Source organism: Streptomyces sp. NPDC001156 (assembly GCF_053598275.1).
On sequence record NZ_JBSFJX010000179.1, the window covers coordinates 1 to 16,895 of the forward strand.

Consider the following 16,895-nt stretch of genomic DNA (forward strand, 5'->3'; position numbering starts at 1 on the left):
CCCCCTCTTCGACGGATACTGGGCCCGGCGTTATGAGTGCGGGGCGGCTGCCCACCTCTGCCTCGCGGTTGACCTGCCGGTGCCGGTCGACGCACAGCCGCATCGTCACCGTCGTCAGCCAGGCGCCGAGCCGCTCGCCGTCGAGGTCCGGACGCTCCGCGGCCCGCAGTATCGCCTCGTGAACGGCGTCCTCGGCATCCTTCTGGTTCATGGATCGCCGCCGGGCCACCTTGAGCAGCTGCTCGCGATGGCTCCACATGCGCTGCCAACGCTCGTCGGCGGCCGCCGTGTCCGCAGGCATGTCCGTCGCCATGAGAGAGGCCCTGTCGTCCGCTGTAGAGGGGCAGCGGTGCCGTGGCCAGGTTCCGGCGAGGGGATCAAGGAGCCGAGGTGTCCTGGTCGCCCGGGGCGGGAGGGGACAGTGATGCCGAAGTGGTGCTACGGGGGATTAGTTCGATTAAAGGTAGGTAAGAGTGGATAGTCTCTATTGTCTTGAATGATTCAAGTATCTAGAGTGGATCGAGACAAGCCGAACGGCCCATGTGGCCGGGGCCGGACGCCGCCGAGATCACGACCTCGCGACTTTGAGCGGCTTCGAAACCGGCGCCTGGAGGTCGTCGGACTCGTAACTCACCCGGAAGAGAAACGATGGCCAAGTTTCGAGTCGGCTCGGGTCTTGTGCGTCAGGGCACCCATCGGGCCGGGACAGCAGGCAAGGATCGAGATGCACCCGAGCCCATGGATCGAGCCGCAGCGCGCTTGCGCGAGGCGCAGCTTCGGGTGACCACGCAGCGCATGGCGGTACTCACCGCCATCGAGGAATTGGGCGGTCACCCCGACGCCGAGGCCGTCCGGGGCCGGGCACAAGACGCCACAGGTGGGCTGTCCCTGCAGGCCACCTACAACGTCTTGCGCGTTCTCACGGAGGTCGGCCTGGTTCGCTGTACACAGATCACCGGCCAGCAGGCCCGGTACGAGGCCGAGCGGCACAACAATCATCACCACTTCGTGTGTCGGCTCTGTGGCGACATCATCGACGTGGATTGCGTGATCGGCGAGGCCCCGTGTCTTGTGGCCGAGCTGCCCGAGTCCTATCGGGTGGACGAGGCTGCGGTGACCTATTGGGGTGCGTGCCCGCGCTGCGCCGCCCGCTGAGCACGGCTAATCGTTTCGCGGCACGGCGCCCGTTCGGCCTCGCGACGCTCAATTTCAGAGTTTGCCCCTGCGTAGAGGACCATCATCGTGGTTGTCCGCACCCATTCAGAAGTGAAGAACTTGGCGAGCGACACTGGCACGGATATGTTCCGCACTGCCGAGAAGCTCGCCGAGGCCGCAGTGCCCGAGCTGGGCGACATCGTCACCGTGGAGCTGCTGGAGCTGACCCTGCGTGGCGAAGCGCCCCCACCCGGTGCCCTTTGCGGAAGCACGCCGTTTCGGCGCGCCGCCTTCCGGTCTCTGCAGGGAGCCAGTGGGGTCCGACCCGCCTATGCGGTCGGTGACGTGAGCCAGATCCCGCCGACGAGCCCCTACCGACAGACTCTTGCCCATCTGCGCCCGCGCCTCATCCGCGAGCTGAACGACGACAGCCCATGGTCACGCCCGCAATTCGGCGCGCGCACGCGTGATGCGGGAGGCACGGGTGCACTCCCTCATGGTGGTGCCCCTTGTAGTGCGAGGCGTTGTTCTCGGCCTGGTTGCCTTGTATCGCCGGGCCGACTCGGCTCCCTACGACGCGGGCGACCTTCAAGCAGCCGGCAGGTTCGCGGAACATGCCGCGTCGTGTATCGACTTCGTCCGCCGCCGCATCCAAGAGCGGGCCCGCGCCCGGCTCCTGCAACGGGCCCTGCTTCCTGAGGTGCTTCCATCCCTCAGCGCACTTGAGGCTGCCCGCAGTCACGTTCCGGTAGAAGGCTCCGGCGGCGAGTGGTTCGACATCATCCCTCTGTCCGGCGCGCGGGTGGCTCTGGTGGTGGGCGTAACAGAAGGGGAGGGCGCCGACATTGCGCTGGGCATGAGCCAGTTGAGAGCCATGATCCTCGCGCTCGCCCTGCAGGACTTGGCGCCCGACGAAATACTCTCGTGCCTGGACGAGGTGGCGAGCCGCCTGGACCGAGAACACGAGGCTCCATGCCGGCACCCCTTCGGCCTGAAGTACGTTGGTTCCAGCTGCGTGTGTGTGGTCTACGACCCTGTCACCGAGCGCTGTTCCCTGTCCCGGGCGGGCGATGCTCACCTCGTGGTCGTCCACTCGGACGGCACCGTGAACTCCCCCCTCCTGGCCTCCCATCCACCGCTGGGCGCCGGTGGCCAGCCCTTCGAGGCCACCGAGATCGACATACACTCGGGCAGCATCCTGCTCTTGAACAGCGGCGGTGATGACGCCCCGCTTCCCGATGCACAGGCGACGGCAGAACGTCTCTACGAGGTGTTGAGCCGATCCGGACCAGATACACAGGAGATCCTTGAGGGTGTCCGTTGCGGCGTGTCTCCCGGACGCGAGCCGGCTGTGCTGGTGACCCGCACCCGGGCGTTCGACGCCGAGAACGTAGCGACCCGGAGCCTGCCACCTGACGCCGCCGCTGTCGCCGCCGCCCGCAGGTGGACCAGTCGGCAGTTGGCGAGATGGATGCTCAACGAACTCGCTTACACCACCGCCTTGGTCGTCAGCGAACTCGTGACCAACGCCGTTCGCTACTCCACGAGGCCGGTGGAACTCCGCCTGATCAATGACGACCGCACACTCATCTGCGAGGTCTCCGATACCAGCAGCGCGGCTCCCCGCCTGCGGAAGGCGGGGCTCAGCGATGAGAGCGGCCGCGGCCTGTCCATCGTGACGCAGCTCACACAGCATCAGGGGACTCGCTACACCGCTTCCGGCAAGACCGTCTGGACTGAACAAGACCTTCCGACATGAGCCCCCATCCCGAAAGCCGCCACCCTTCAAGAGCCCTTTGGCCGCCGGTCGTCGCGGGCGTCGAAGTCGAGCCCACCGCACCAGGTCCGGCGGCAACTGCCCAGGCCAACCCTGAGCAGTCCGACCTGTACTCGCTCCGCGAACACGCGCGTGTACGTGCCATTCCCATCGAAGGAGCCTAGACATGAGTGTGCAGGTCAAGGATCCCACGGCACCCCAGAGGATCGCCCTTCGGCCGTTGCGGCAGCGGATCAGCCCCAACCGGCACCTCCGGCGGATTCGGCAAGTGGGCCAGCCGTTCGAGTGGATCCGCCTTGCGCCACTGCTGGTGATCGCGCTGGCCGTGGTGGCGGATGTCCTCACGCCCCACCTGCAGTTCAACCGGTTGTTGGGGGCAGCGCCGGCGTTGGCCGCCGCCATGTGGCCATTGGCCGGCACGCTGGCCATCGGACTGCTGGCCTTCGTCGCCGCCATCGGGCTCGCGGCCACCTACAACCACGACTTGGGCGACACACCCAGCCTGTTCACGATGCTGGCGATCACGGCCATCACCCTGGCCGCCGCCTACGCCAGCCGGGTACGCCAGCACCGGGAGCGTACCCTCGCCGATGTCCGCACCGTAGCGGATACCGCGCAGCAGGTGCTACTACGTCCGCTACCGCCCCACCTCGGGCACGTCGACATCGAACTCCTCTACCAGGCCGCCGCCCCGCACGCCCGGATCGGCGGCGACTTCTACGAAGCGCGCCAGACCCAGCACGGGGTGCGGCTGATCATCGGTGACGTGCGCGGCAAGGGACTCCCCGCCGTCGAGGCCGCCTCCGTGGTGCTCAGTTCGTTCCGGGTGAACGTGCGCGACGCACCCGATCTGGCGGACCTGGCAGCCCGGCTGGAGACCAGCATGAACGAATACTGCGAGGACCTTGCCAGTGACGACGCGATGGAGCGCTTCGTCACCACCTTGCTGGTCGAGATCCCCGCTGGGCAGCCCATCGCGCGCCTGGTCACCTGCGGGCACCCTCCTCCGCTGCTGCTGCACGACGGAGAAGTACGCGAGGTGGAACCCAGCGCGCCGTCACCGCCCGTCAACATGGCCGCCCTGCTCGGCGCCCCCTACCAGGTCGACACCGTCCCCTTCACCGTCGGCGATCGACTGCTGCTCTACACCGACGGCGTCAGCGAGAGTCGCGACCTCACCGGGACCTTCTACCCCCTCAACCAGCGCATCCGCCGATGGTCCTTGGCCACGCCCCGCCAGCTCCTCACCCACCTCCACCATGACTTGCGCGCCTACGTCTCAGGCGCCCTCGACGACGACCTCACGGCCCTGGTTACCCATCGTGTCGCACCGGGCGGCTGAGGGCAGAGGGCTGCGAGGACGGTGGCGAACGCCCCCTGGAGCAACGCTCCTTGGAGCAGCAGTCAGCCTTCGGTGTCAGGCCAGTAGCGTCCCTGGCGTTGCTGGGAAGACGCTGCTCCAGCGGCGGCGCGGTATCAGCGACGACGGTGCGGCCAGCCAGAACCGGTCGGCGGGCTGGTAGCGGATCGGATGGGTGAGTTGCCGTCGCATTACTGCGTTCTCGTGCCGTAGCACCAGCAGTTCGGCATCCTTGGCTGTCTCTCGGCGTAGCAGTACCGCCGGCACGGACACCAGCGCACGGGTGGCCCGGTACAGCAGCGAGGTCATCACCCGTACAGCATCCCAGCCACTGCCCAGGTCTCGGCACGCAGGCCCCCACGTGCAGCGGTGACTTTGCGAGCCCCACAGGGTCAGGCGGCCGCGGCCTCCGCTGCGTCCTCCGCCTCGCCCACCGGCTCCAATATCTCCCGAATGCGGCGCAGCCCCTCGTGGTTGACCGAGTACCAGGCCCAGGTGCCGCGCTGGTCGCGGTTCACAAGCCTGGCCTCGCTCATGACCTTGAGGTGGTGGCTGATGGTCGGCTGGCGCAGGCCGAGGCATTCAGTGAGGTCGTAGACACATGCCTCGCCATTCGGGGCTCGTTCGATGAGCCGCAGCAGTTGGAGCCGGGTCGGGTCGGCGATGGCCTTCAGCATGACAGCCAGCCGCTCGGCTTCGTCGCGGTCGATCAGCAGACAGGACAGGGACGGAGTGCACGTTCCTGGCTGGTCCGTCACCGCTTCCACCGCCCCGCCATACGCAGAACTGGCCATCCAGTCACCATAAGCGGTGCCTCCTTGTTCCCCCACTGTTCGAACGCCCTGGTACCGACTTGTTCATTTGGCATTCACCTCTGCACGCGCCTGTCCAATACATAGACACACACCTATGCTGCGAGGCAGGGAGAGTTGTCCGCGCCACCGGAAGAGGTGCCCATGGACCAGCCACGCCGCCACCACCCGGCCGCCCCCGCCCTGCGTGACACCGGACCGGTTCTGGAACGCATCGCCCGCAGCCTGGCCGCTCGCCACGGCCGAGCCTTTTCCCGCGAAACCGTTGCTGCCTACGTCGACGAGTGCGCCGAACTCCTTCAGCACGGCGCTCGCAGCACCCGCTACCTGCCGGTCCTGGTCGAGCGGTTCGCCGACCAGCGGCTGGGCGAGCTGGCCAAGGCGTCGGGCCTGCGCCCCAAGCCGGTCCCGCAGGTGCTGTTCATCTGCACGGAGAACGCCGGCCGCTCCCAGCTCGCTGCGGCTCTGCTGCGTCACCGAGCCGGGGATGCGGTCGAGGTCCGTACCGCCGGGTCCCACCCGGGCAGCGAGATCGCCCCGATCGTACGGAAGTTGCTCGCCGAGCAGGATCTCGGCACGGGCGACGAGTTTCCCAAGCCCGTCACCTCCGAGGTCGTCGCGGCTGCGGATGTGGTCGTCACCTTGGGATGCGGCGACGCCTGCGCCGTGTTGCCAGGTCGGCGCTACCTGGCCTGGGACCTGCCGGACCTGTCCGGCCTCGACATCGAGAGCGCACGCTCGGTGCGAGACGCACTGGCCGGGCGCGTTGACGCGCTGGCCCACGAACTGCTCGGCAGACCGGTTTCGGGCCGTCACGCCGACTCCGATTTGCACTGATGGGCTGGCTGGTTGAGCGGGAAGTGCAGACTGTGTTCAAGTTGGACGGTGAGCGCATGGTTGAGCACAGGCGTTGACTCGCTGATCGCTCGCCAAGGGAGTAGGGGCCATCGCTGTTCGCATGATCGGCGCATTGAGCCTGGCTGCAGCCCCTCCCTTGCTGTCCTTGCCCACGGCGAGAGGTTGGCGTACTCGACCAGGCTCTACGCCTTCGCCGTCATGGAGGTCGGCACCCGCACCGTGCACATCCATCCTCGGCGTGACCGCCCACCCAACAGCGGCCTGGGCCACCCAACTCGCCCGAAACCTCCTGGCCGATCTCGGCGATCGGGTCTCCGGCTTCCGTTACCTGCTGCGCGACCGGGACAGCCGTTACACCCAGGCCTTCGACGCCGTGTTCACCAGCGAGAACATCGAGATTCTCAAGACCGCTCCGCATGCGCCGACGATGAACGCCCACGTCGAGCGGTTCATCCGCAGCGTCCGCGCCGAGTGCACCGACCGGATCCTGATCTACACCGAGCAACACGGCCGACGCGTCCTCGCCGAGTACGCGGCGCACCACAACACAGGAAGGCCACACCGGGCACTGGATCTCCGTGTGCCTTCCGACGACCCGAACGTCATACCGTTCCCGGCCCGGCACATCCAGCGCCACGACATCGGCGGACTGATTCACGAGTACCGCGACACCGCCTGATAAGGATCCCGGCTGCGCAGGCGAACGCCCAGCTCACAAGGTGTACGGCACTATTGGCGCCCCACAGGAGTTTTCGCGGGCCAGCCGCAGTACCAGGAGCCGGATGGAGCGTACGGTCCGTGGCCTTCCGGGGCGCCTGGGCCGGGAGCGGGCAGCGTGTGGCGGCGCGCGGCCAGATCGTGGTGCCAGCGCAGTACCGGGTCTGGGCGCACGAGCGGCCGCACCCGACGAAGCGCTTTTGCGAACGCGTTCGTCACGGTCAGGTAGGCCAGTCGAAGCAGCACGACCTGCCATCATCGAGGGTGATCGCCAGCCGTGCGCGAGCACCGATTCGAGGGTCTGTGCTCGAGAACCCGCACCGCGCGCACCGACTCCTGGACGGATGAGGTTTTCGGCAGACGCAGGGCGGAAAACCGATCGGCACCCGCAAGCAGAAGAACCTTGCGCCCGCTGCCGGACCACGACACGGGACGACGTGTCCCCTCCAGGGATGCCGTGTCCGTGGCGACCTGGGTGGCGTTGGCTTTTCACCGTGTCCAGCCGTGACCGCCGCTGTTATGGGACAGGGCCAGGACGGCGGTGGTCACGATGAGGTACTGGGTGAGGCGGCCTTGGGTGAACAAGGCCGCCAGTGCCCAGGCGACAGCCGCGTACCAGGGCATCGTCCAAGGTGCCGTGAGGATCCAGGCGAAAGCGAGCGCGAACGGTACGGCGACGACGGTGGGAGTGTCCGCCGGGACCCGGCGGCGGAGCGCCCAGGCCAGCGCGAGCATCAGGATGGGCCACAGGACACTGGTGGTGGTTGCGGCCGCACGAGGGCCCAGGAACGCGGTACCCAACCGATCGAACACTGCCCACAACGAGGGTGTAGATACCAGATGCGATGCGGCAGAGAGCGGGGCGAGGGCGTGCAGGCCGTACACGCCGTAGAGGATGGCCAGCGCCAGCGTGGCCGCGCATGTCTGTCGGGCAGCCTGTCGCCACGCGCCTGAACGCAGCAAGGGCCATGCCAGTCCGACGCCGAGCAGGGCGGCACTGATCTTGACACCACAAGCCAGGCCGACCAGTACTCCGACGACCAGGTCGTGGTGCCATCGGGTAGCCCTGCGGGCGAAGTGGATCGCACCGACGGTTAGGCAGGCGACGATGGTGTCCTGATGCCCACCCGCGACCAGCACGCCGATCAGGAGCGGGTTGGCGATCCACAGTAGGCCGGCCCGGACCGGATCGTCGGCGGTGCGGAGCAGCAGGTAGCCGGTGCCCAAGAAAACGGCTGCGTTCGCGAGCATCAGCACCCATATCGTCAACCACGGCCGATCACCGCCGACGAACGCCGCGACGGCCTGCCACCACGTTGCGACAGGCCCGTACACAGAGGGGGTGTTCTGCCACCCCACGCTCACCAGCCGTGCGTAGGCCCCTCCCAGTTGGGCGGGGGTCGTTGAGTACGGATCACCGCCGAGCGCGGCGATGCGGCCGTATGCGGCGTAACTGGCCATGTCGGAGGAGCCGACCGGCGTGAGATCGGCGACGACGAGCACGGCGAGTGCACCAGCGCGGAACAGGAGCCGCGGGTTGGGACTCCAGCCCTGCCTGTGGGCGTTGAGCATGCAGAGCGTTCCGAGACAGGACAGCGCGATGGCGGCATAAGTGACCGCCGCGGAGACGGTGCCGGGCATGGCAGGCAATCGAAGCCAGGTGATCGGTGCCCTGAGCGTGTTGTGGTTGGGTGCGCTCGCACCGACCAGCCCGAACAGCGCGATACCTGCCGCGGACATCCATACGGCTGCGCGTGGCCGAGGCTGCGCAATGACCAGCAGTGCCAGCGAGGGAGCTGTCCGGATCCGAGCCGCAGAACGCAGAGCCCGTCCATCGTTGTCGGTCCTCACGGTCACTCTCTGAGTCGCTGTCGGGTCTTGTGCGTCCGACGTCGAGTGCAGTCGAAGGGGCCGCAGACGCAAAGTTACGCGGACCACCGAGGTCCGTACTCGGCCGGGTCTTGGAGCCTGGCAGTGGTGCGCGGATGAATCAAGCCCGGACTCCAGCAACGTCACCGGCTTCGCTTCCGTCACGCTCTCCGGCGTCACCATGAGCGGCAAGCCTCGGGGCTCGTGGCCGCTGTGGACGGGGAACGTCGTCGACATGAGCGGGTCCAGGATGACACAGTCTTCGCCCTCCCCAACGGCGGCCGTAGGTTCACCGCCGCCGGTGCTGGGAACGGGGGCTACTTCGGCTTGCTCCTCCGCGGGCGCGGTGCTCGTCGGCTCGTCATTGAGCTGCCGGGTGACCGGGGTGCGGAAGCCGTTCGTGGAATTGCAGATGGCGTCGGGCTTGCCTGGCTGTCACTCTTTGCCGCCGATGACCGAGCGTTCCGTCCAGCCGTGGGTCTGGCGCACCGAGGATGCCTCACGGAGCTGCCGGAGTTCATGCGTCAGTCCGCTCCCTGCGAACGGCCTACTTGCACAATGGCTTCCAAGGTCGCCTGCCCGGTCGTGTGGGCGGAGTCGTCCTTGCGCCACCACGACCGTATCGTCAGTGGTCAACTCTGCGGGTGCCGATAAATCATCCGACCTGGTCAAGCGGTACGTCGGTACTCATGAAGGGTTCCGCTGAGTCGGTCTTGTCGGCGGACCTCCAGGTACCTGATCTGTGCTGGCACGCGCGCCCCGTCCCACGACGGACGTCCTCAAATGGAGAGCAAAAAAATCATGAGCACGGTGTCGATCCGGCTTGTGCGCCGTTCGTCGGAGTGGTGAGAGGCTCATCGGGAGCCCACCTACGAGAGGAATCGTCGTCATGTCTCAGTACCTGGTGCTCATCTACGAGGACGAGGCCCAGTACGCGAACGCGACCCCTGAGGTTTTCCAGGAGGTCATGGACGCGCACAACAAGTTTGGTGCGGACAACAAGGACGCCCTCGTGGGCGGTCAGGCCCTCCAGCCGACCACGACCGCCACGGTGCTGCGTACCGACGGCAAAGGTGGCCACATCGTCACGGACGGCCCGTACGCCGAGACGAAGGAGGCGCTCGGCGGCTACTACCTCATCGAGGCCGCCGACCTGGACGCCGCGCTGGCAATCGCCAAGCAGGTGCCCGCGAAATTCGGCTGCGTCGAGGTGCGGCCGATCATGACGTTCAGCTAGGAGCACCATGCCTATCGCCGCGGAGCGGATCCGTGAGGCGATCGCCGACGCGCACCGCCGCGAGTGGGGTTTCGTCCTCGCCGCGACGGTGCGCGTCGCACGCGACATCGACCTCGCCGAGGAGTGCGTGCAGGATGCCTACACACGCGCATTGACCGCGTGGGCCGAGAGCGGGATCCCCGCACGGCCGGGTGCATGGCTGACCACGGCGGCCCGCAACCGGGCGACTGACGTGATCCGCCGCGAAGCGACCCTGCGGCGTGTGATGCCGCTGCTGGCGGACGAAGAAGCAAGGCTCGGGCCCGGCGACGGCGAGGACATCACCGACGAACGACTTCGGCTGATCTTCACGTGCTGCCACCCAGCGCTGGCACCGGAGGCGCAGGTCGCGCTGACGCTGCGGCTGCTGTGCGGACTCACCACGGCCGAGGTGGCCCGCGCCTTCCTGGTCAGCGAAACGACGATGGCCGCCCGGATCACCCGCGCGAAGAAGAAGATCACCGCCGCGCGGATCCCCTACCGGGTTCCCGACTCCGAGGATCTGCCCGCACGGGTTGAGAGTGTGCTGACCGTCGTGAACCTGGTCTTCACCACCGGGCACACGGCGCCCAGCGGCAGCGAGCTGGTGCGCGGCGACCTCGTTGCGCGCGCCACCGACCTGGCGCGGATGCTCAGGAAGCTCCTTCCGGGAGACGCGGGCGTCGCAGGGCTGCTGGCTCTGATCCTGCTGACCGACGCGCGGCGAGCGGCGCGGGTCCGCCCGGACGGCCGGCTGGTGCTGTTGGCTGACCAGGACCGCTCGCTGTGGGACCAGGCCCTCATCGCGGAGGGACGCGCGCTGGTGCGCGAGGCGTTGCGGCGCCGACCGCCCACCCGCTTCGCACTGATGGCCGCGATCGCGGCCGTCCACGACGAAGCACCGAGCTGGGAGGCGACAGACTGGCGCGAGATCCTCGGCCTCTACGACGTGTTGCTCCGGCATTGGCCCTCCCCGATCGCCGCGCTGAACCGGGCGGTCGCGGTCGGATTCGCAGACGGCCCTGCGGCAGGATTGGCGGCCTTGGACTCCTTGGTGCTGGAGCCACAGCTGGCGTCGTACGGGTATGTGGGTGCGGCCCGGGCGGATCTACTGCGCCGGCTTGGACGCGAGGAAGAGGCCCGGTCGTCCTACGAGGAGGCGCTGCTGTTCAGTGAGAACCAGGTGGAGCGAGAATTCCTGATCTCACGGATCGAGGAACTCGGCACTACCAGGCCCGGCTCCTGACCTTCAGATTCAAGCACCCGTCGTCGCTTCGCTCCTCCGAGCGGGCGCGGGCGACCGGCGGCGCCCGCGCTCATGTGTCGGCACCGCCGGCCGCTCGCTCCCACCCAAGAGGAAGGCACACAGTGCGTCATTGCCAGAACACGTCGTGGCTGGGGCGGTCGGCAGCCGGCGGCCCCTGGCACAGGGACCCTGCATCCCGGCCAGGCTCGGATGCTGTCGTCCAGCCTGCCGACCACTGCTGACTCCAGCGGCACGCTTGACTGCGCTCTCGGGGAGCACCTGTCCTTCATCGATGACCTGCTTGCCCGACCCTTCCCCGCGGAGAGCAACCGGGACAACGCCGCCTATTCCGGCCCCAGTCACCATCTGCTCGTCCTCCGGGCCAGCCAGGACTTCTGGGACGACTGATGGTGAAGCCTCGCGGGTCGCCGACACAGATCTACAAGCACACCTTGATGCGCTGATCACTCCACTCACCTCTCGCTGGGGGGAGCCTGAAACGGTCGACCTCTGGCAGTACTTGAGGGCGGGCCAGGTTCGAGGGCCTATCGGTGCCTGAGCCGATCGACTCCCTCTGCCAGCCGGCCGGAAGCTTGCAGGTCTGGCAGCGGCCAGAGACCGACCGTCGGATCGGGCTCACGATCGGCCAGGGTGACAAGGAGCCGCCGCTCGAACGGCTTGCTGCCGTAGGCCGAGCCACGGCTCTTCGCCCGCCCGTGGCTGGCAAGCCCTGAAAGCACAGGCACCGAGGCGGTAGCAAGACGCAATAGATTGAGACGCGTGCCCCCTGCATGCCCGATCCGACGGCGAGTGGCAGGAACGGGACGCCCCATCGGCCGGGGCCGTCGCTGGGCCGTCCGACGCGAACCAGCGTTGACAGAGGATGACAGCCGACCACCGTGTCAGCGCCGGTCAGGAAGGCGCTGGGAGGAAGGTCCTCGAGGTGGCAAACGGGCTGCATCACTTCCAGAAGAACTGATCAGTGCCTGTGGGCAGTTCGCTCGGTCACTGCGCTACGGCCGTGTCGGACTGCCCGCTGCCGTTCTCGATGAGAGACGTGCGTGCGGCCTGGAGCAGTTCTTCGGATAGCGGGTTGCCCCGGGCGGCGCGGGCGAGGACGAGGGCACCGACCATGGTGCAGAGCTGGACCATGCCGTCGTCTTCGCCGCTGGCCAGCCGAGCGGCGCGGTTCCGTACCCCGTTGATGTAGACCTGCTGGGAGCGGGCGGCCTGGTCGGGGTCGCGCGCCAGGTCGGCGGCGAATCCGGAGACGGGGCAGCCGTCCCCGGCGTGATCGCGGTGCCAGATCGAGAGGTAGTCCTCGATCAGCGTCCGGCGGGCGGCCTCGTGCTCCCCGGCGTGCTCCTCGAGCGACACCGGCGAGTGCGCCGCCGAATCCTCGAAAGCGTGGGCGATGGCCTTGTCGACCAGGTCCTCCTTGGAGGCGAACTGCTTGTAGAACGCGCCATGGGTGAGCCCGACGGCCTTCATCAGGTCGGCGATGCTCACCGCGGTGCCTTTCTCGCGGAACATCCGGGAGGCGGTGGCCACGACGTGCTGCCGGTTTTCCTGTGCCTGCGCCTTGGATACGCGGCCCACGGAATCACTCTCCTCAGATGGCTGTCGCTTGTCATCTATCCTAACCTGTGTTTAGTGTGATTGCGACATCTATTTAGGCCACCGGAATCACCCCGCAGGTCAAGCAAGGCCTCGCGCTGCCTCCCACCGTTTGAGGCCGGCGGCCTCCGCCCCGCAATCGCAGAACCACCGACAGCACTGGAGACCCCCTGTGGCATCACCACCCACCCCGACCGACTCCTCGACGCCCGCGGGGTCCACGCCACCCGTGCCGCCCGCCCAGCGAAGGGTTTCCGAGGCGGTCCACCGCCGGCGCTGGGCCATCCTGACCGTGCTCTGTTTCAGCCTCCTGGTGGTGATGCTGGACAACTCGATCCTCAACGTGGCGACGAAGACGATCGCCCAGCCCGCTCCCACCGGACTCGGCTCCACCCAGAGCCAGCTGGAGTGGGCGATCAACTCCTACACGCTGGTCTTCGCCGGACTGCTCTTCACCGCGGGTCTGCTCGGTGACCGGCTCGGCCGCAAGAAGGTGCTGCTCTTCGGCATGCTGGTGTTCGGCGCGGGATCGGCGCTGTCCGCGGTGTCGGCCTCCTCCGGGCAGCTCATCGCCTTCCGCGCTGTGATGGGCTTCGGCGGCGCCTTCATCCTGCCCGCCACCCTCGCGATCATCATGAACGTCTTCGAGCGCGAGGAGCAGCCCAAGGCCATCGGAATCTGGACCAGTGTGGTCGGTTTCGCCATCGCCCTCGGCCCCATCACCGGCGGCATCCTGCTGCAGCACTTCTGGTGGGGCTCGGTCTTCCTGGTCAACGTGCCCATCGTGGTCGCCGCGGCGGTCGCGATGGTGGCGATCGTCCCCGACTCGAAGAATCCCAAGCCCGGCAAGCTCGACCCGGTCGGCGTCGTGCTCTCGATCCTGGCCCTGGTCTCGCTGATCTACGGCATCATCAAGGGCGGCCAGGAGGGTGACTTCACTGTGGCCCAGTCCTGGGGCCCGATCGTTGCCGGCCTGGCGCTCCTCGGGGTCTTCGTCGTCTACCAGCGCGGCAGCGACCATCCGGTCCTCGACATCACCTGGTTCCGCAACCGGCGGTTCTCCGCGTCCGTCGCCGCCATCGGCCTGGTCTTCTTCGCCCTCACGGGCGTCACGTTCTTCAGCGTCTTCTACAACCAGAGCGTGCGCGGTTACAGCGTCCTGCAGTCCGGTCTGCTCGTGCTGCCGCTGGCCGCCTCCCAGATGTTCTTCGCCCCGCGGGCCCGGCTGGTCGTCGACCGCTTCGGTGCCCGAGCCGTGTGCGCCAGCGGCCTCGTCCTGACCGCCGTGGCCTTCGCCGGCTTCCTGCTGCTCGGCCAGGACACCCCCATCTGGGTGCTGGAAGTGCTGTTCTTCCTGATGGGTACGGGGATGGCGCATGTGATGCCGCCCGCCACCGTCATGATCATGTCGTCGCTGCCACGGGAGAAGGCCGGCTCCGGATCCGCGATCAACAACACATTCCGGCAGGTCGGCGGGGCCTTGGGGGTCGCCGTGCTGGGGGCGTTGCTGTCCACCACCTACCGCAGCGGCATCGACGGCCACCTGGGCGTACTGCCCGCCTCCGACCGGCACGCCGCAGGTGAATCCGTCGAGGCGACCCTGTCCGTCGCCGAGAAGCTGGGACCGGCCGGCAGGGTGCTGGTGCAGCCCGCGCACGACGCCTTCATCCATGCCATGCACATCACCGCAATAGGGTCGGCCGCCGTAGCCCTGGTCGGCGCGGTCGTCGTGCTTCTCTTCCTGCCGCGCGTGGGCGCCGCCGTGGCCGCCGGCGGTGATAAGCCCGAACGCCAGAGCGTAGGGGCCCAAAGGTGATCACGAATCATCCCCGCCAAACACCGGAGGCGACCGCCCGCCGGGGACGCCCCGCAGGGCCGCCGCCGACACCGCCGTAATCGAGAGCGTGCTGCAGCGCGGCATCGACACCGGGGAGATCCGCGGCGACGTCGATCTGGAGCTGTCCGATCTGATCGTGGGGCCGATGCTGTCGCACGTGATGCTGCGGGCGGGCTCCTCGCTGGAGGAGGGGCTGTCCGGCGGATGGTCGAAACGGTGCTCGAAGGAGTGCGCCCGCGCAGGTGACGCATGTGCTGACTTCGGTGCCGCCGACCTCCTCCGCCCGTCAATCGCAGCCCCCCGACAGCACTGGCGACCCCGGTGAAATCGCCACCCGGATCAGCGGTGGCATCGCCGGGCCAACGCCTTGCTGCCAGCTCCGCTGACGCTCTGATCACACCTCAACTCAGTTATTCCATGACCCCGAAGGAGATCGACTGATGGTTGCCAGCAACCTTGTTCTTATCCCCGGCGCCGGCGGCGTGGGCCGTACGGCCTTCGAGCACTTGCGAGCTCAGGATGTGCCGGTGCGTTTCATGGTCCGTCGCGAGGACGAGCGTGCGGCTGAGCTGCGGGCGCTCGGCGCGGAGGTCGTCATCGGTGACCTGACCCGGCCCGAGACGGTTGCGGCCGCGCTCCAAGGCGTGGCGCGGATGTACTTCGCCATGCGCGTGTCGCCGGACCACCTGCTGGCGGCGACCGTGGTGGCCTCCGTTGCAAAGGAGTACGGGAAGCTGGAGGCCCTGGTCGACCTGTCGCAGATGACGGTGTCGGAGATGACCGCCACCAGCACCGAGGAGTCGCACCAGCAGCGGCTGCACTGGCTGGCGGAGGAGGTGCTGAACTGGTCCGGGCTGCCCGTGGTGCACATCCGGCCGACGGCGTTCCTGGACACTCCGCTGTTCACCACGATGGCGGCGCGGTCGATTCAGGAGAACGGCACGATCGCGCTGCCGTTCGGCACCGGACGCACCTCGCCGGTCGCCGTGGACGACGTCGCCCGGGTCGTCGCCACTGTGCTCCGCGATCCGACTCCGCACATCGGGCAGGTCTACGAGCTGACCGGGCCGCGCTCGGTCGACATGACGGAGCTGGCCGCGGAATTCTCGCGGGCGCTGGGACGACCGGTGTCCTACGTGGACGTGCCGCCGGAGAGGTGGGAGGCACAGCTCCCGAATCTGGGGATGCCGCCGCACCTTGAACAGCACGTCGCCACCATGGCTCAGCTCCACCGGGACAACCGTTACAACCGCACCGCCGACGGTGTGGAGCGCGTGACGGGCATCCCCGCCCAGTCGATTGAGGCGTTCGTGACCGCCCGAAAGGACTTCTACCTGGGCTAAACCGCCCCGGTCAGGGCCGGCCCCAGGGCGACTTCTCTCGCGGGGCCGGCCGGGCCCCAACCCTGACGAGCTCTCAGGGCCTGGCGCAGCGCGACGTCGACGTCGCGGTTGTTGCGGAAGATCGGTGCAGATCCCACGTGAGCAGGGCAATCGCCTCCGACGCGCTCGGTCACCGGCCGACGCCGGGTCCCCGTGGGCCGTGCAGTGGCAGCGTACGTCGTCCTTTCGACCGCGTCCCACCCTGGGGGTGCGGACTTCCGGCGGTACGGCCGGAAGCGTGCCGGCGTGCGAGTGAACCCGCAGTGTCCGCTTGTGTCACAATCTCAGCCCATATCTTCGGCACAACGAGGAACTGGACGTCCCGCACTCGTCCTTGCAATCCCTACGCCGTGTGAACCCGACGGCCATTCAAGAAGCCGCCGGTGCAGGGAGCCATTTGCCAAAAATAAGTCGGCTGACGAGGTGTCGGAAAAGCACGATGGCCCGCTGGCCCAGGCGCGGCGTGGCCCCTGCCAGGCGTCAGTTACTGCCTGCGGGCGGCCGCCCAGGCCAAGGCGTAGCCGAAGCTGTTGAGGGCGCAGTGCAGGGCCATGGGCGGGATCAGGCTGCTGGACCGGCGGCGCAGTTCGCACAAGAGCACGCCGGCGATGCCCGTTCCGACGACGGCGGCCGCGACGGACCGGATGACGCCGGCCGTCCCGGCACCGAAGACGGCTTCGGCCGCGGTGTTGGCCTTGGTGAGCCCCCGCGACGGCGGCACATGCCAGAAACCGAAGAGAGTGGACGAGACCGCCGTGGCCCATACGGGGCCACGAAGTCGGGTGATCAGGGCCCACAGGACGCCACGGAAACCCACCTCCTCCAGCAGCACCGTGCCGAACGGCACGCGCACCAGAACCCGGAACAACTGCTTCGCGGCAGAAAGACCGGCGGCGCGCTTGTCCGTGAAGGCCGCGTGGGTCAGCGGCAGGTGCCACGCGAGGAGGTAGACGGCGAGGACGGCCCCGGCCAGGACGAGGCCGCAGTCCAGGCCACGCTGCATCGAGGCT

General features: G+C 67.9%; 17 protein-coding genes and 2 pseudogenes. 12 read left to right on the plus strand and 7 right to left on the minus strand.

What is annotated here, in order from left to right; translation table 11 throughout:
- Window positions 1–313 (minus strand): RNA polymerase sigma factor (locus ACWDA7_RS41005; RefSeq protein ID WP_450611681.1); only part of this gene is annotated, 313 nt, incomplete at its 3' end.
- Window positions 314–648: 335 nt separating this feature from the next.
- On the opposite strand from ACWDA7_RS41005, the gene ACWDA7_RS41010 reads away from it, so the two are divergent.
- From ACWDA7_RS41010 to ACWDA7_RS41025, 4 genes and pseudogenes are all read left to right on the plus strand, one after another.
- Window positions 649–1,155, plus strand: a complete 507-nt coding sequence (locus ACWDA7_RS41010) for a Fur family transcriptional regulator (protein ID WP_450611683.1) — start codon at window positions 649–651, stop codon at window positions 1,153–1,155.
- Window positions 1,156–1,609: 454 nt separating this feature from the next.
- Window positions 1,610–1,774, plus strand: a pseudogene (locus ACWDA7_RS41015) (GAF domain-containing protein); the annotation flags it as partial.
- A gap of 81 nt (window positions 1,775–1,855) precedes the next feature.
- Complete coding sequence (locus ACWDA7_RS41020; protein WP_450611710.1) at window positions 1,856–2,914, plus strand: SpoIIE family protein phosphatase; 1,059 nt, start codon at window positions 1,856–1,858, stop codon at window positions 2,912–2,914.
- 184 nt (window positions 2,915–3,098) lie between these two features.
- On the plus strand, window positions 3,099–4,274 hold the full coding sequence (locus tag ACWDA7_RS41025) for a PP2C family protein-serine/threonine phosphatase (RefSeq protein WP_450611685.1): 1,176 nt from the start codon (window positions 3,099–3,101) through the stop codon (window positions 4,272–4,274).
- A 75-nt stretch (window positions 4,275–4,349) separates the two neighbouring features.
- Here the strand turns inward: ACWDA7_RS41025 and ACWDA7_RS41030 are convergent, their stop codons facing one another.
- Both ACWDA7_RS41030 and ACWDA7_RS41035 read right to left on the minus strand, forming a co-directional pair.
- Window positions 4,350–4,601 (minus strand): integrase, encoded by a 252-nt coding sequence (locus tag ACWDA7_RS41030; protein WP_450611687.1) that lies wholly within the window; start codon window positions 4,599–4,601, stop codon window positions 4,350–4,352.
- An 83-nt stretch (window positions 4,602–4,684) separates the two neighbouring features.
- Window positions 4,685–5,086, minus strand: a complete 402-nt coding sequence (locus ACWDA7_RS41035) for an ArsR/SmtB family transcription factor (RefSeq protein WP_450611689.1) — start codon at window positions 5,084–5,086, stop codon at window positions 4,685–4,687.
- A gap of 162 nt (window positions 5,087–5,248) precedes the next feature.
- On the opposite strand from ACWDA7_RS41035, the gene ACWDA7_RS41040 reads away from it, so the two are divergent.
- Both ACWDA7_RS41040 and ACWDA7_RS41045 read left to right on the plus strand, forming a co-directional pair.
- Window positions 5,249–5,941 (plus strand): arsenate-mycothiol transferase ArsC, encoded by a 693-nt coding sequence (locus ACWDA7_RS41040; protein WP_450611690.1) that lies wholly within the window; start codon window positions 5,249–5,251, stop codon window positions 5,939–5,941.
- Between the two features lie 259 nt (window positions 5,942–6,200).
- Window positions 6,201–6,641 (plus strand): integrase core domain-containing protein, encoded by a 441-nt coding sequence (locus ACWDA7_RS41045; RefSeq protein WP_450611692.1) that lies wholly within the window; start codon window positions 6,201–6,203, stop codon window positions 6,639–6,641.
- A 69-nt stretch (window positions 6,642–6,710) separates the two neighbouring features.
- On the opposite strand, the pseudogene ACWDA7_RS41050 reads toward ACWDA7_RS41045, so the two are convergent.
- Together ACWDA7_RS41050 and ACWDA7_RS41055 are read right to left on the minus strand one after the other, a co-directional pair.
- Window positions 6,711–6,925: pseudogene (locus ACWDA7_RS41050) on the minus strand (hypothetical protein); the annotation flags it as partial.
- 243 nt (window positions 6,926–7,168) lie between these two features.
- Complete coding sequence (locus ACWDA7_RS41055; RefSeq protein WP_450611694.1) at window positions 7,169–8,419, minus strand: hypothetical protein; 1,251 nt, start codon at window positions 8,417–8,419, stop codon at window positions 7,169–7,171.
- Window positions 8,420–9,437: 1,018 nt separating this feature from the next.
- Here ACWDA7_RS41055 and ACWDA7_RS41060 point away from each other — a divergent pair.
- The 3 genes from ACWDA7_RS41060 (at window position 9,438) to ACWDA7_RS41070 (ending at window position 11,457) form a co-directional block, all read left to right on the plus strand.
- On the plus strand, window positions 9,438–9,785 hold the full coding sequence (locus ACWDA7_RS41060) for a YciI family protein (RefSeq protein ID WP_450611696.1): 348 nt from the start codon (window positions 9,438–9,440) through the stop codon (window positions 9,783–9,785).
- A 7-nt stretch (window positions 9,786–9,792) separates the two neighbouring features.
- The gene (locus ACWDA7_RS41065) at window positions 9,793–11,049 is read left to right on the plus strand and encodes an RNA polymerase sigma factor (protein WP_450611698.1); all 1,257 of its coding nucleotides are present in this window, start codon (window positions 9,793–9,795) and stop codon (window positions 11,047–11,049) included.
- A 210-nt stretch (window positions 11,050–11,259) separates the two neighbouring features.
- Complete coding sequence (locus ACWDA7_RS41070; protein ID WP_450611700.1) at window positions 11,260–11,457, plus strand: hypothetical protein; 198 nt, start codon at window positions 11,260–11,262, stop codon at window positions 11,455–11,457.
- Between the two features lie 597 nt (window positions 11,458–12,054).
- Here ACWDA7_RS41070 and ACWDA7_RS41075 read toward each other — a convergent pair.
- On the minus strand, window positions 12,055–12,648 hold the full coding sequence (locus ACWDA7_RS41075; RefSeq protein WP_450611702.1) for a TetR/AcrR family transcriptional regulator: 594 nt from the start codon (window positions 12,646–12,648) through the stop codon (window positions 12,055–12,057).
- A gap of 190 nt (window positions 12,649–12,838) precedes the next feature.
- On the opposite strand from ACWDA7_RS41075, the gene ACWDA7_RS41080 reads away from it, so the two are divergent.
- The 3 genes from ACWDA7_RS41080 (at window position 12,839) to ACWDA7_RS41090 (ending at window position 15,846) form a co-directional block, all read left to right on the plus strand.
- Window positions 12,839–14,482 (plus strand): MFS transporter, encoded by a 1,644-nt coding sequence (locus tag ACWDA7_RS41080; RefSeq protein ID WP_450611704.1) that lies wholly within the window; start codon window positions 12,839–12,841, stop codon window positions 14,480–14,482.
- 88 nt (window positions 14,483–14,570) lie between these two features.
- The gene (locus tag ACWDA7_RS41085; protein WP_450611706.1) at window positions 14,571–14,828 is read left to right on the plus strand and encodes a hypothetical protein; all 258 of its coding nucleotides are present in this window, start codon (window positions 14,571–14,573) and stop codon (window positions 14,826–14,828) included.
- A gap of 115 nt (window positions 14,829–14,943) precedes the next feature.
- Complete coding sequence (locus ACWDA7_RS41090; protein WP_450611707.1) at window positions 14,944–15,846, plus strand: NmrA family NAD(P)-binding protein; 903 nt, start codon at window positions 14,944–14,946, stop codon at window positions 15,844–15,846.
- A gap of 523 nt (window positions 15,847–16,369) precedes the next feature.
- On the opposite strand, the gene ACWDA7_RS41095 is transcribed toward ACWDA7_RS41090, so the two are convergent.
- A partial coding sequence (locus ACWDA7_RS41095) for a CPBP family intramembrane glutamic endopeptidase (RefSeq protein ID WP_450611708.1) occupies window positions 16,370–16,895 on the minus strand: 526 nt, incomplete at its 5' end.